This is a genomic window from Planctomyces sp. SH-PL62 (genome assembly GCF_001610895.1).
Classification (GTDB): domain Bacteria; phylum Planctomycetota; class Planctomycetia; order Isosphaerales; family Isosphaeraceae; genus Paludisphaera.
Window position 1 is genome coordinate 4,997,437 of the sequence record NZ_CP011273.1, and the last position, 12,730, is coordinate 5,010,166.

Here is a 12,730-nt window from a genome sequence, read left to right on the forward strand (position 1 = left end):
CTCGAAATGATCTTCATCAACGATCCCCGGCCGTCAGGAGCCAAGCAAAAGCCATCGAGTTCGAGAACACCCCGGCAATCAAACCATAAACGAGACGCGAGGTATCGCGCCCTCGACGATTTCTCATCGCGTCGAGCCGAGCGAGATCCGTTTCGCTCAGCCGGGTCCCCTGTCGAATCCGGATTCCAGCTCCCGCATGAGGGCTGATCGGACGCGAGAGTCGGGCATGGGGTTGGGGCTCGGCGGCGGGACCTCGTCGTAGGTGCGGCCGTCCAGTTCGCGGCCGGCGCGGCCCTTTCGGACGCCCCCCCACTGCTTGAAGAAGAACTGGACGCCCGCGACGGCGCACTGGTCGCGAAGTCCGGCGACCCACTCCTTCGCCATCGGCCGGGCGCCGTGGCCGCTCTCGCCGCCGACGATCATCCAGTCGATCCCGCTCAGGTCGACTTCCCCCAGGTCTTCCAGCAGGGGTTCGACCGAGAGGAACCGCAACGCGGCCGGGGCATTCCGCAGGTGGTCGATGCGAGGCAGCCCGTGGCGACGGTTCTCGACGCTCACGCCCCACCAGACGTGGGGCTCGCGGGCGAGGTCGCGCAGCTCGCCGGCGAGACTAGCGGCGAGCCTCTCGGAACGCTTGGTCAAGACCTGATAGGTGTGCCAGTTCGCCACCCGCATCACCTCGGCGACCCGTCGGACGTAATCACCGGCGACGTCCTTGTGAAACAGGTCGCTCATCGAGTTGACGAAGACCATTCGGGGCTTCGTCCAGCGCAAGGGGTCGAGCAATTTATGGGGCGCCGTGCGAAGGTCGAAGCCCTGCTCGTACGGATGGCCGGGGACGCCTCGGAAGCGCTCGGCGAAGGTCTCGGCGTAGCAATGGGCGCATCCGGGCGTGATCTTGGTGCAGCCCCGGACGGGGTTCCAGGTGGCGTCGGTCCATTCGATCTTGGTCTTGTCGCTCACCCCGAGGTCTCCCGCCACCCTAGTCCGCGCCGTTGGGGCCGCCTGGGCATTGTATTGTACCGGAACGGGGTTTCAGCGAGCGGACGCGTCGAGACCGGGCTTGTCCACGGGCCCGTCGTCGAATTACACTTGTCTTCCGCCAGGATCGATTGCCCGGGTTCTCCGGATACGGAGTGAGATGGAGCCCTCATGACCTTCCAGTTCGCCGTCCTCGGCAGCGGCTCGAAGGGCAACTCCGCGTTGTTCCGGCAGCAGGGCGCGGGGATCCTGATCGACGCCGGCCTCGGCGTCCGCTCCCTGACCGAGCGACTGGCGAGCGTCGGCTCGGACTGGTCGCACCTGGCGGCCGTCGTCCTCACCCACACCCACGGCGACCACGTGGACACCGGGGTGTTCCGGGGGATGGCAAGGCGGGGGATCCCCCTTTATTGCCACGAAGGGCACCATCGGAACCTGGGAAGGGACGCGGGTTTTACGACCCTGGAAGCCCTCGGCTTGGTCCGGATCTATGACGAGCGACCTTTCCTGGCTCCCAGCGGTTTCCGGATCGAGCCGATCCCGGCCTGGCACGACGGCGGACCGGCCTTCGGGTTCCGCATGGAGGCGGGAGCGGGAAGGAAGCGTCGGGGCGTCTCGGTCGGCTACCTGACCGACACCGGCACCTGGTGCGACGCCACGGCGGAAGCCCTCGTCGACGTCGACGTGCTGGGGATCGAATTCAACCACGACGAGACGTTGCAGCGGACCTCCGGCCGACACCCGGCCCTGATCGCGCGAAACCTGGGAGACCACGGGCACCTTTCCAACCGCCAGGGGGCCGACCTGGTCTCCTCGGTCCTCTCACGCTCTCGCGGCGATCGCGTCAGCCACCTGGTGCTCCTGCATCTCAGCGACCAGTGCAACCGTCCGGAACTGGCGCTTCGCGAGGCCGGCGACGCGGTCCGGGAGAGCGGCCGGCAGGTGCTGATCCACGCGGCCCGGCAGGCGCCCGCGCATCCCGACCTGAGCTTCGGCCCGGCGCGGTCGGCGTTCGACTGGAAGCCGCACGCCGCCGGCGACCGGCCTTCGCGGCCCAGCAAGTCGCGATGGCGTCCGTCCGAAGCGTGCGGCTTCCTCCCTGGCCTGTACCTGGAGAATTCGTGACCGTCGCCGTTCGACGGCCGGAGAGAGTCCGTGAGCGACTACTTCCTCAGCGACGTCCACCTGCGTGAAGACCGCCCCGAGCGCGGGCGCCGCCTCCTTCGGTTCCTCGACCGGCTCGAATCGGGCGACCGACTCCTGATCGCCGGCGATCTCTGCGACTTCTGGATGGGCTCCCGGCTGTCGTCCGGCGAGCTCGCCCGAGATCCCGCCCTGGAGGCGCTGGCCGTATTCCGGGCGAAGGGGGGCGACCTTTCGATCCTCCCCGGCAACCATGACGCCTGGCTCGTCCCCTTCTATCAGGACCGCCTGGGGGCCGCGATCCTGACCGAGCCGGTCGAGGTCGAGAGCCATGGCCTGCGGCTCCATATCGTCCACGGCCACCTTTTGGGCGCGCGTCGGAAATGGAAGGCCGCCCTGGAGTCTCGCGAGTTCTTCCGGGGCTTCGGGATGCTCCCCGGTCCCGCGGCCGGGGTCCTCGACAGGATCCTCGAATCGAAGAACCGTCGCGGACTGGAAGCGGACGAACTGCGTCACCTGACGCTCTATCGGGACTACGCCGACGGTCTCGAAGACGCGGTGGACCTCGCCGTCTTCGGCCACGTCCACCGGCCGGTCGACCAACCGGGACGGCCCCGGATGATCGTCCTCGGGGGTTGGCAGAATCGATCGAGCTTCCTCAAGATCGACCCCTCCGGGGCGAGCTTCCACATCGAGGAACGCGACCCGGATGACGACGCCCAGGCCCGCACGGGCCGGGACCTGAACCCTAGCGAGACGAACTCCGTATCTTGATCATGAAATTCGACCATCACCTGCATACGTCCCGCCACTCGCCCGACAGCGAAATGGACCCTCTCGACATGCTCGAACGCGCCCGCGAGATCGGGCTCGACGGCGTGGTCATCACCGAGCACGATTACCAGTGGGCCCCCGACGAGTTGGCCGAGCTGTCGAGCCGCGCGGGAGGGCTCAAGGTCTTCTCGGGCGTCGAGGTCTCGGCGCGCGAGGGCCATTTCCTCGTCTACGGCCTCCCCGACCTGAGCGAAGCCCCCCCGGGGATCGCGGTCGGCGACCTCCTCGAGGTCGTCGAGCGCCGGGGGGCGGCGATCGTCGCCGCGCATCCCTTCCGCTGGTTCCAGCCGTTCGATCGCATCGTCGCCCGATTCGGCCCCGCCTTCCACGGCGTCGAATTCGTCAGCAACAACGTCACCGCCGAGACGAGAGCCCAGGCCGAGGCCCTCCTGGCGTCCTCGCCGATGGCCCGCACCGGATCCAGCGACGCCCACCACGTCGAGACGCTCGGTTGCTATTTCAGCGAGTTCGACGCCCCCGTCGACTCCCTGGCCGATTTCGTCGCCGCACTCCGGAGCGGACGCGTCCGCCCTCGCCACCATCAAGACGCGAGGCTCACCTCGGGGCCCGTGTGATCGACGATGTGGAGGCGCGAGCGACGGGGACGCGGGCCGGGGCCGAGGCGGGACGGCCCCCTCTGCGGCGTCGCTCCCAGTAGGTCTCGAGGCGAGCCTGCGTCGTGGCGCGCACGGGATCGCGGACGGCTTCGAGCTCTCGACGGAACGCCAGCAGTTCCGGCTCCGTCGGCTTGCGTCGCGAGAATTCGGCCGCCAGCGGCAGGAGTCTGCGGTAGGCGGCACGCGTCGGCTCCCGGTCCAGGATCGCCGCCTGCGACCGGAGCAAGGCCTCGAGCCCCCGCGAGTCGCCCCCGCGGTAGGCCCATTGACGTGCGGCCAGGACCACGCGGGAAGTCGTCAGGTGAGCGTCGAGATCCCGGCGCGCGGCGACCACCGCGCGGGCGTCCCGTTCAGTGCGATCGGAGAAGGCCTGCGCGACGCCCCCCGCCAGGAGGACCAGGCCCCAGGCCATCCCCACCCCCCACGTCCGGGGACGGCCCCGGCCGGCGAGCAGCCGGGAGTGAGCCAGCCCAATCGGCAGCCCGGCGATCGCCCCGCCGGCGTGGCCCCAGTTGTCGATGTAGCGCGGGAAGGCGAGCCCCAGCGCCCCGGTGATCGCCAGCGCCTTGAGCATCTGCCAGGTCAGCTCGCGATCGCGGGTCGACCGCGAGGCCCAGCCGGCCGTCGCGCACAGGCCGATGAGCCCCATGATCACGACCGACCCGCCGCCGGAATGGATCAGCGGATTCGCCCCGATCGCCCGACGCGCCAGAGCGGAAAACAGGTTCCCGCCGACCCCCGTCGTCCCATAGATCGCGATCAACGTCCAGGGCCCGTACCACGATTCCAGCAGGCTGCCGAGCAGGTAGAAGGCGAATAGATTGAGGCCGATGTGGATCACGCTGTAATGCACGAAGTTACAAGTGATCAATCGCCAGTATTCGCCGTTCGCCAGGTCTTGCAGCGTCAGGTCGCCGAATCGGCGGCCGTCGCCTATCCCCGTGAGCAGGACCCGCCAGGAGGTCAGGCCCGCGTCGCCCTGAACCTGGAGGGCGACCATCGCGACGAACACGACGAGCCAGCTCGCGCAGAATAACACCGTCGCCGGATAGTCTCGGAGTTCGCGGAGGAGGAGGCGGGGGGTCATGCCGGGCTCGTCGGAGGATCGAGGGAGACGACGCGGTCGCGTCTCCTGGGATGGGTGACCACTCGAGGCACGCGAATCGACGGCCGGACTAGAGCGACTCCATCGCCTTGCGCAGATGCTCGCGGCGGGCCGCCCATCGCTCGGCGTCCAGGACGGGCGCGAGGCCGAGCGTGGGCAGGGGCGGCTCGAGCGGAACCCAGGTCTTGCAGCCGAGTTGCTCGGGCGTCACGACCACCACGGCGGGCGCGGGCTTCGTCCAGACGCGGACGCTCAGCACCCAGAGGCCGGGGCGACGGTAATGGAATCGCTTATGAACCGTCTCGGCCGTCCAGACGTGGAACGGCTCCAGGGCGTCGAGCCGATCCTCGCGATCGAGATGATGGATCGCCTCGACCATCGCGAGGGACCGGATCGGCACCGTCGCCGCGTCCGGCGACGCCGCCCCCGATGGGGTCGACTCGATCCGAAGGCCCTGCTGCGACTCGTGAAGACGGGTCGGGTAGAGCCAGAACGCCCGGTGTTCGGGCGTGAAGCCGCCGCCGTCCTCGGCGATCCCCCCCTTGCGGAGGATGAGCGTCTGCTCGCCCGAGGCGAGGGCGTCGCAGACGCCGCTCCATTCCTTGAACCCGACGTCGCACTCCGGGGGAAGCTCGCTCATAGCTCGGATTCGTCCTTCGGCGTGCGCGTCATCAGGTCGAAGACGGCCGCCCGCGGCGGCTTGCCCTCGAACAGGACCTGGTGGAGCTCGTGCGTGATGGGCATGTCGACGCCCATCCGCAGGGCCAGTGCGTGGACGCTTCGAATCGTCGGCACCCCCTCGGAGACGTTCGGCATGGCGTCGAGGATGGCCTGCAACGCCTCGCCGCGGCCGATGCGCAGGCCGACCTCGCGGTTCCTCCCGAACGGGCTGTAGCAGGTGGTGACGACGTCGCCGACGCCGGCCAGGCCGTAGAACGTCTCGATTCGTCCCCCCAGGCGGACGCCCATCCGGGCGATCTCGACCAGCCCCCGGGTGAGGAGCGCGGCCTTGGCGTTGTCGCCGACCTCCAGCCCGTCGCAGACCCCGGCGGCGATGCCCAGGATGTTCTTGAGAGCCCCGGCGACCTCCGCCCCGATCGCATCGGAATTCCGGTAGATGCGGAACGTTTCATGGGAGAAGTCGTGCTGGACGGCCTCACAGAGCGTCGACGACGAGCCGGCGACGACCAGCGAGGCCGGCAGCCCTCGCGCCAGTTCCTCGGCGTGGCTGGGTCCGGTGAGGATGGCCGTCTCGCGAGGCCCGAGGGTCTCGACGAGGATCCGCGAAGGGAGGGCGAACGTGCCGAACTCGACCCCCTTCACCACGCTGACCACCGGCACGCCCGTCGGGACGGCCGGAACCAATTTCGCGAGGCCGTCCCGCAGGTACGACGTCGGGATCGCCGCGACGATCAGCTCGGCGCGATCGAGCGCCTCGTGCGGATCGCCGAGGATCCGGATCGGCTCCGGGATCGAGACTTCGGGGAGGTGCCGCGCGTTCCGCCTCGTCTCGGCCATCGCGACGGCGCGGTCGGGCTCGCGGACCCAGAGCCGGACGTCGCCGGCCGAACGGGCGAGGACCATGGCCATCGCCGTCCCCATCCCACCGCCGCCCAGGACTGCCACGCGATCCATGTCAGACCTCCCCGCCGCCGTACGCGCGATCGAGCAGGTCGACGGGATGGACGACCTCGACGGCGCTGCCGCGCTCGCGGATCTGGCGGGCGATCTGGAGGGTGCAGCCGATGTTCCCGCTGGCGACGATCGCGGCCCCGGCGGCCTCGATGTTGTCCATCTTGCGGCGTCCCAGGCGAGCGGACATCTCGGGCTCGGTCAGGTTGTAGGTCCCCGCCGCCCCGCAGCAGAGTTCGCTCTCCGCGAGCGGGACGAGTTTCAGCCCGGGGATCATCCCCAGCAGCTGCCGGGGCTGGTTGCGGATCTGCTGGGCGTGGCAGAGGTGGCAGGCGTCGTGGTAGGTCACCGTCGCATCCACCGGATGCGTGGGCGCGATCGGCCCCAGGGACATCAGGAACTCCGACACGTCCTTGATCTTGGCCACGAAGCGACTCGTCCGCTCGTGCTCCTCAGGCGGCATGATGTGTTCATACCCCTTGAACATGGCGCCGCAGCCGGCCGCGTTGATGACGATCGCGTCCAGCTCGTCGACGTCGAACGCCTCCAGGTTCCGTCGGGCCAGTTCGAGCGCGGGGGCCTCGGCGCCGGAGTGGTAGTGGATGGCGCCGCAGCAGGCCTGGCCGCGAGGGACGACGACCTCGCAGCCGTTGCGCTGGAGCACGCGGGCGGTGGCGGCCGTCGTCTGGGGGGTCATCGCGTCGGTCACGCAGCCCAGGAACAGCCCCACGCGCGCCCGCTTCGGGCCGATGGCCGGCAGGACCTCGGGGAGTCGCGACGGTGCCTGGAGTTCGGGTACCATCGCCTCCATGTTCCGGAGCGTCGGCGGGAGCAGCTTCGTGAGGCCGCTCCGTCCGATCAGCCTCATCAGCCCGACCTTCTGGAGCAGACGCACCGGCAACAACGCCGCCCGGACGCGATTCGCATACGGGAAGAGGTGATGCAGGATCACTCTTTGAAGCGGGCTGAGGCCGGCGCCGGTCGGAGCGTCCTGGAGCATGGCGATCTTGTACGGTTCGATCAGCTTGCCGTACTGGACGCCCGACGGGCAGGCGGTTTCGCAGGCGCGGCAGTCGAGGCAAAGGTCGAGGTGGCGGCGGACCTCGGGACTCATCGCCAGTCGGCCGTCGGTGACCGAGCGCATCAGGTAAATGCGCCCGCGCGGGCTGTCGTTCTCGTCCGACGTCTCCACATAGGTCGGGCAACTCGCCGTGCAGAGGCCGCAGTGGATGCACTGCTGGAACAGCGAGTAGTCGATCCGCTCGGCGAGCCAGGCCAGGTCGACGCCGGGATTCGCGACGGGCTCGACGACGGCGGCCGGGGCGTGCGTGGGCTGGTCGATCGTTCTCATGGTCCTACTCGTCCTCGCCCACGAACCGGCCGGGATTCATCACGTTTCGGGGATCGAGGGCCGCCTTGACCGCCCGCCCCAGGGCCCAGTCCGCGCGGGGCTCGCCCCAGACGCGGAGCCGAGCTTTCCACGAGGTCGGGCAGCGGGTCACGATCAGGTTGCCGCCGTCGCCAACCGCCTGCGCCCGCTTCGCGGCGACCGCCGCCGCCGCTTCGTCCTCGCTCCATTCCCCGATCGCCTGCATCCGGACGACGCCGACGCCGGCGTGAGCCTGCAAGGCCCAGCGTTCCGGGGGCAAATCCGCCAGGAACGCCGCGACTCGGGACGGCCGCAGGCTCGCCGAGCAGGCGAACGCTCCGGGCGTCTCGACCTGGAACTCGGTCAGCGCTTTCCAGAGGGGTGCGGTCGCCTCGTCGCGGAGTACGTCGAAGTCGCTCCGCCCGATCTCGGTCCTGAATCGGTCGACCTGCCAGGCGACGGAATTCACGTCGTCCTCGATCCCGACGACCAGCGTCCACGAATCCCCCGCCAGGCCCGCCGCCCCGGCGATGATCCGGGCCGCGGTCGGGTTCAGGAACTCGACGGCCACCGGTCGCAAGGCCGACGCACCGAACCCGACGAGCCACTCGTCCAGTCGTTCGGGCCCGTCGGCCCTCAGCCAGATCAAGGCCGAAGCTCCGGGGAGCGGGCGGACCTTCAAGGTGGCCTGGGTGATGATTCCGAGAGTCCCCATCGAGCCGGTCAGCAGCTTCGGGAAGTCATAACCGGCGACGTTCTTGACGACCCGCCCTCCCCCCTTCACCTCGACGGCGTTCGAGGTGACGAACGAGACGCCGATGATCGAGTCGCGGGGCCGCCCCAGGCCAAGTCGGCGAGGCCCACAGACGCCCGTCGCAAGCGCGCCGCCGAGCGTCGCGCGGTCGGGCCGAGGGACGTCGATCAGCAGCCGCTGGTTCTGCTCGGCCAGGATTCCCTGCAACGCCGCGACCGACATGCCGGCCTGCACGGTGATGGTCATATCGGCGTGGGGGTAGTCGACGATGCGGTTCAGCGACGAGACGTCGACCGCCGCGCCGGGGCGACCGGGAGGCCGACCGTAGTCGAGCGCCGACGCCCCCCCTTGAGGATAGACCGCCCCGGAGTTCTCGACCTCCGCGCGGACGGCGTCACACAGTTCGTCGACCGTCGATGGGCGGTGGACCGCCGTGGCGAAGCGACCATCGCCGAGGGGGCCGGCTCCGGACGTTTCGGGCCAGCCGAGGGCGTCTGCTTCACGCTTCACGATTCGCTCCCTGGAGCCTGGCTCTCCGGGCCGGCGTCGTCCCGGACGACCTCGCCTGAGAGAGTTCGCTCGACCATCTCCTGCACCGCGCGGATGGCCTCGACGGTCGGCTCGTCAAACGCGCCGGGCCAGGCCTCGGTCAACAGCACCTGGGATTCGAGGGCCAGGCGATGCAGCGCGTACGCGAGCCGTCGGGCGAGCGCCGCCGCGCCTCGGTTCTCCTTCTCCAACCGCCTGAGGGCCTCCAACAACTCCGCGACGGTCGCGGCCGGGACCGATTCGCCTCGTCTCAGGAGGGGAAGGAACCCGCGAGGATCGCCCCCTTCGGGTCCGACGTGTTTCCAGACGATATCCATGGGGAGCCCGTCGAGGTCCTCGGGAACGTAATTCGCGGCATCGGCCGGCTCGCCGACCACCGGGTCGGGTCGAGGCCCGGTCTGGAGGCGCACCGTGACGGGCGCGTCCAGGGCCGGGGCGTTGCGTCCGTCCGTCTCGGCCGCCTCCTCCGGCTGGGTGAGGAACAGGAGCGGGACGGTCACCTCGGACGGTGGGGGCTCGGGGACGTGGGGCCGTGTCGCGTCGCGACGAGCCTGCCACTCGCTGAGGTATCCGGCGTCCTCGGCGATCTCGTCGAGCCCCTTCAAGGGGCTCCCACGTTGGGCCTCGACCCGGGCGACCTTCCGTCGCACGCGTTCTTCTTCAAGGGACCGGGCCAGCACCACCGCACAGTAATCCTGGATGGACGAGTGCCCGTCGAGATCGGCGAGCAATTGAGCCAGATCAAGCAGACTGCCCGGCAGGTAGAGCGTCAACCGCTGGGTCTCGTCCTCGTAGCCCGGGAGTTTATGCTCGCCCGAGCGGAAGACCGGAGGCAGCCGACGCCACCGCGAGAATCGATTCCGCTCCCCCACGTTCGCCATGCCTTTCCGGCGGCCCATCCATCGCCGCGCCGAGTGAAGGGACCGACTCCCCTGGTTCGATCAGCCTTATCATAAACCGCGTCCGAGGTCGAACGATAGGTCGCCGTCAGGCCGAAGCGTGCCGTCCGGGTTTGGTCCGCTCGAGGCAGTGCCCCCCGATCGGCAGCTTCTTGCCGGGGCTGCAACGGTCTTCGGGGTTGAGCGCGTCGTGCACGGCGGTCATCGCCGCGAGATCGTCCTCGCTGAAGAGCTTGGGCATCATCGCGAGCTTCTCGACGCCTATGCCGTGCTCGCCGGTGACGCTCCCTCCCAGCCGGATGCACTCGTCGAGGATCTCGACGCTGGCCTGGAGGGCCCGACGGACCTGGTCCGGGTCGCGCTCGTCGAAGAGGATGATGGGGTGGAGGTTGCCGTCGCCGGCGTGGAAGACGTTGGCGATTCGCACCTGCTGACGCTCCGAGACCCCCTCCATGAACCGCAAGATATGGGGGAGCGCCGTGCGGGGGACGACGCCGTCCTGGGTGCAGAAGGTGGGGCTGACGCGACCGATGGCTCCGAAGGCCATCTTGCGGCTCTTCCAGATCGCCTTGTATTCGGGCTCCTCGCGGGTCAGCCAGCTGATCGACTTCTCAACCTTCCCGCGATGCGCCTGGACGATCTCGGAGATGGCCTGGGCCTCGTGGTCGAGCGCGGCGTCCAGGCCGTCGACCTCGATGATGAGGACGGCCCCGGCGTCGACGGGAAAGCCGAACTTGAACGCGGCCTCCACGGCCCGGATCATCAGGTTGTCGATCATCTCCAGGGCGGCTGGGACGATCCCGGCGGCCACGATCCCGCTCACGGCCTCGACGGAATCCTCCACCGTGTCGAAGACCGCGAGCAGCGTCCGGCCCGCCTCGGGGTCTCGCGTCAGATTCACGATCACTTTCGTGACGATCCCGAACGTCCCTTCGCTGCCGACGATCAGGCCGGTCAGGTCGTAGCCCGGCTGATCCTCGACGACGCCGCCAATCTGGACGACTTCGCCCTCGGGCGTCACCAGTTCGAGCCCCCGCACATGGTTCACCGTCACGCCATATTTAAGCGTATGCGGCCCCCCCGCGTTGGTGGCGACGTTCCCGCCGATCGTGCACGCCGTCTGGCTCGACGGATCCGGGGCGAAATGGAGCCCCGAGCCGACGAGGGCGCGCGTCAGCCAGACGTTCACGACGCCCGCCTCGACGATCGCGTAGCGGTCCCGGAGGTTGACCTCCTGGATGCGCTTCATCTTCGTGAGCCCGATCATCACCCCGCCCCCAATAGGGAGCGTCCCGCCAGCCAGGCTCGTCCCGGCGCCTCGGGGCACGAACGGGACGCCGTGGCGATTGCAGATCTTGACGATCGCGACCACATCCTCCGTACAGCCTGGGAAGACCACGACGTCGGGCACGGCCTTCTCGATCAGATAGCCGTCGCATTCATAGACGACAAGCTCGTCATGACGAAAGAGGACGTTCTCCTCCCCAATCGCCGCCTTCAACTCGGCGACGAGACGGGCGGAAGTCGAGGACGCCGACGTCGGAACGGCGGTCGCGGTCATGGATTGCGGTTCCTGCCGAGGAAATCGGACGAGGGCTGACAGACGGATGGCTCTAAGCCGAACAGCTTCATTCTACCCCCCCGCCGCCCGGCCCGCCACGAAGCTGATCCACGAGCCGCGCCACTCGAGACACGACGATAGGCGATGGATCAGAGTCCAGATCCCGACGTGTTCAACGCCTGAGCAACGAGTTCTACCAGCCCCTCTACCCTAGAGGTGGGCCCTTTCCAGATCGCCGACGCCGAGCGATTAGTCGTCGGCGGCATGCTTCGGAACCAAACCTGACGGCAAAGCCCGAGTCCCGGCGACGAGGCTGTCTCGCTCCAGTTCGGCCTCTTGCCCGCCGGGTCGGGGTCTCGAACAATTCCGACATGGCGAAGAGATCGGGCTGCAAAATCGGGGGGATGGAGACGGGGAAGGCACCCGCCTGCGTCGGCATCGACTTGGCCGGAGTCGAGCACCGGGAAACTGGAGTGGCGGTGCTCCGCGACTGCCGACTCGAGCTGCTGACCTCGGTCAGTACTGATGAGGAGATCGTCCGGCTGGCTGGGCTCGCGGGCCGGCGCGGGACGATCGCGATCAATGCCCCCCTCACCCGGCCCATGGGGCGATGTTGCCTGGACGACGATTGCCCGTGTCGGCAGGATCCAGGCACGAGAAGTCGGCAACTCGAGCGAGAGTTGGCCCGGATGGGAGTGCCGACATTGGCCACGGCGCTTATCAAGGTCCTCGCCCGCCGAGGCGTGCGGATCGCTGCATCGCTCAAGGAGCAGGGGCTACATCCTCTGGAAGTCTATCCGTTCGCGACGCTCAAGATTCTTGGCCTCCCATGCCGAGGCAAGCGGACCAGGGAGGGTCGACTGGAAATCCATCGAGCGCTCCGCCCTCTCGTGCCGGGTTTGCGACGCCCCAACGCCTCGGAGCACCGACTCGACGCAGTCGTCTGCGCCCTTACCGCCCAACTCCACCGGATGAAACTCACCCGGACGGTCGGTAAGCCCGACGAAGGTCTCATGAGCATCCCTGACACTCAGATCCTCACTCTCGAATACGTCCCCAATCCTACAGGTCGTGGCGTTCACGCCGTCTGGAAGCGAAGAAGACGCAGGCGCGCGCATTCGTCAACGCTTGGCGCGGTCGCTCGGTCGATTACGGATTGAAGGTGATAAGCCCCAGGGAACGTTCCCCCCGCAGAGGCACCGCAGAATTCCCATGACCCAGAGGAACGGGCTTGTTCGGAGGCGGGGCAGCGGGGTTCGAAACGAAGACGCCCCCGCCTTGGGGGC

The 12,730-nt window shown here is 68.7% G+C and carries 12 protein-coding genes; 4 read left to right on the top strand and 8 right to left on the bottom strand.

Going from position 1 to position 12,730, the window contains the following annotated elements; all coding sequences use genetic code 11:
* Nucleotides 1-156 precede the first annotated feature (156 nt).
* Nucleotides 157-963 carry a DUF5131 family protein gene (locus tag VT85_RS19285; protein ID WP_068419060.1) on the bottom strand — a complete coding sequence of 269 codons (807 nt, stop codon included), beginning with the start codon at nucleotides 961-963 and terminating at the stop codon, nucleotides 157-159.
* A gap of 189 nt (nucleotides 964-1,152) precedes the next feature.
* Between VT85_RS19285 and VT85_RS19290 the strand changes: the two genes are divergently transcribed.
* Genes VT85_RS19290 through VT85_RS19300 form a run of 3 tightly spaced genes read left to right on the top strand, consistent with a single transcriptional unit; the run spans nucleotide 1,153 to nucleotide 3,533 of the window.
* The gene (locus tag VT85_RS19290) at nucleotides 1,153-2,106 is read left to right on the top strand and encodes an MBL fold metallo-hydrolase (RefSeq protein WP_068419062.1); all 954 of its coding nucleotides are present in this window, start codon (nucleotides 1,153-1,155) and stop codon (nucleotides 2,104-2,106) included.
* Nucleotides 2,107-2,136: 30 nt separating this feature from the next.
* Nucleotides 2,137-2,898, top strand: coding sequence for a UDP-2,3-diacylglucosamine diphosphatase (locus tag VT85_RS19295; protein ID WP_082858736.1), 762 nt, complete (start codon nucleotides 2,137-2,139; stop codon nucleotides 2,896-2,898).
* Nucleotides 2,899-2,900: 2 nt separating this feature from the next.
* Nucleotides 2,901-3,533 (top strand): PHP-associated domain-containing protein, encoded by a 633-nt coding sequence (locus tag VT85_RS19300; RefSeq protein ID WP_231871533.1) that lies wholly within the window; start codon nucleotides 2,901-2,903, stop codon nucleotides 3,531-3,533.
* On the opposite strand, the gene VT85_RS19305 is transcribed toward VT85_RS19300, so the two are convergent.
* The 7 genes from VT85_RS19305 to VT85_RS19335 all read right to left on the bottom strand — a co-directional run bounded on the left by VT85_RS19305 (nucleotide 3,514) and on the right by VT85_RS19335 (nucleotide 11,444).
* Nucleotides 3,514-4,662, bottom strand: coding sequence for a rhomboid family intramembrane serine protease (locus tag VT85_RS19305; protein ID WP_068419064.1), 1,149 nt, complete (start codon nucleotides 4,660-4,662; stop codon nucleotides 3,514-3,516). The two genes, VT85_RS19300 and VT85_RS19305, sit on opposite strands and share 20 nt — an antisense overlap.
* An 88-nt stretch (nucleotides 4,663-4,750) precedes the next feature.
* Nucleotides 4,751-5,320 carry a DUF1802 family protein gene (locus VT85_RS19310; protein WP_156512958.1) on the bottom strand — a complete coding sequence of 190 codons (570 nt, stop codon included), beginning with the start codon at nucleotides 5,318-5,320 and terminating at the stop codon, nucleotides 4,751-4,753.
* Nucleotides 5,317-6,315, bottom strand: a complete 999-nt coding sequence (locus VT85_RS19315; protein ID WP_068419071.1) for an NAD(P)H-dependent glycerol-3-phosphate dehydrogenase — start codon at nucleotides 6,313-6,315, stop codon at nucleotides 5,317-5,319. The genes VT85_RS19310 and VT85_RS19315 overlap by 4 nt, the downstream gene beginning before the upstream one ends.
* A 1-nt stretch (nucleotide 6,316) precedes the next feature.
* Nucleotides 6,317-7,663 carry a (Fe-S)-binding protein gene (locus tag VT85_RS19320; RefSeq protein ID WP_082858737.1) on the bottom strand — a complete coding sequence of 449 codons (1,347 nt, stop codon included), beginning with the start codon at nucleotides 7,661-7,663 and terminating at the stop codon, nucleotides 6,317-6,319.
* 4 nt (nucleotides 7,664-7,667) lie between these two features.
* Nucleotides 7,668-8,945: an FAD-binding oxidoreductase gene (locus VT85_RS19325; RefSeq protein ID WP_068419074.1), complete on the bottom strand. Its 1,278-nt coding sequence runs from the start codon at nucleotides 8,943-8,945 to the stop codon at nucleotides 7,668-7,670.
* The gene (locus VT85_RS19330; RefSeq protein WP_068419075.1) at nucleotides 8,942-9,865 is read right to left on the bottom strand and encodes a hypothetical protein; all 924 of its coding nucleotides are present in this window, start codon (nucleotides 9,863-9,865) and stop codon (nucleotides 8,942-8,944) included. The genes VT85_RS19325 and VT85_RS19330 overlap by 4 nt, the downstream gene beginning before the upstream one ends.
* Before the next feature lie 106 nt (nucleotides 9,866-9,971).
* Nucleotides 9,972-11,444: an FAD-binding oxidoreductase gene (locus VT85_RS19335; RefSeq protein WP_068419078.1), complete on the bottom strand. Its 1,473-nt coding sequence runs from the start codon at nucleotides 11,442-11,444 to the stop codon at nucleotides 9,972-9,974.
* A 602-nt stretch (nucleotides 11,445-12,046) separates the two neighbouring features.
* Between VT85_RS19335 and VT85_RS30075 the strand changes: the two genes are divergently transcribed.
* Entirely contained in the window at nucleotides 12,047-12,604 is a 558-nt protein-coding gene (locus VT85_RS30075) for a DUF429 domain-containing protein (RefSeq protein WP_409999952.1), read from the top strand.
* The last annotated feature ends 126 nt before the right edge of the window (nucleotides 12,605-12,730 follow it).

Coding starts and splice junctions, on each gene's coding strand:
- VT85_RS19305 (WP_068419064.1), bottom strand. CDS start 4,662: ATGACCCCCCGCCTCCTCCTCCGCGAACTCCGAGACTATCCGGCGACG.
- VT85_RS19315 (WP_068419071.1), bottom strand. CDS start 6,315: ATGGATCGCGTGGCAGTCCTGGGCGGCGGTGGGATGGGGACGGCGATG.
- VT85_RS19320 (WP_082858737.1), bottom strand. CDS start 7,663: ATGAGAACGATCGACCAGCCCACGCACGCCCCGGCCGCCGTCGTCGAG.
- VT85_RS19290 (WP_068419062.1), top strand. CDS start 1,153: ATGACCTTCCAGTTCGCCGTCCTCGGCAGCGGCTCGAAGGGCAACTCC.
- VT85_RS30075 (WP_409999952.1), top strand. CDS start 12,047: ATGGGGCGATGTTGCCTGGACGACGATTGCCCGTGTCGGCAGGATCCA.
- VT85_RS19310 (WP_156512958.1), bottom strand. CDS start 5,320: ATGAGCGAGCTTCCCCCGGAGTGCGACGTCGGGTTCAAGGAATGGAGC.
- VT85_RS19335 (WP_068419078.1), bottom strand. CDS start 11,444: ATGACCGCGACCGCCGTTCCGACGTCGGCGTCCTCGACTTCCGCCCGT.
- VT85_RS19300 (WP_231871533.1), top strand. CDS start 2,901: ATGAAATTCGACCATCACCTGCATACGTCCCGCCACTCGCCCGACAGC.
- VT85_RS19330 (WP_068419075.1), bottom strand. CDS start 9,865: ATGGCGAACGTGGGGGAGCGGAATCGATTCTCGCGGTGGCGTCGGCTG.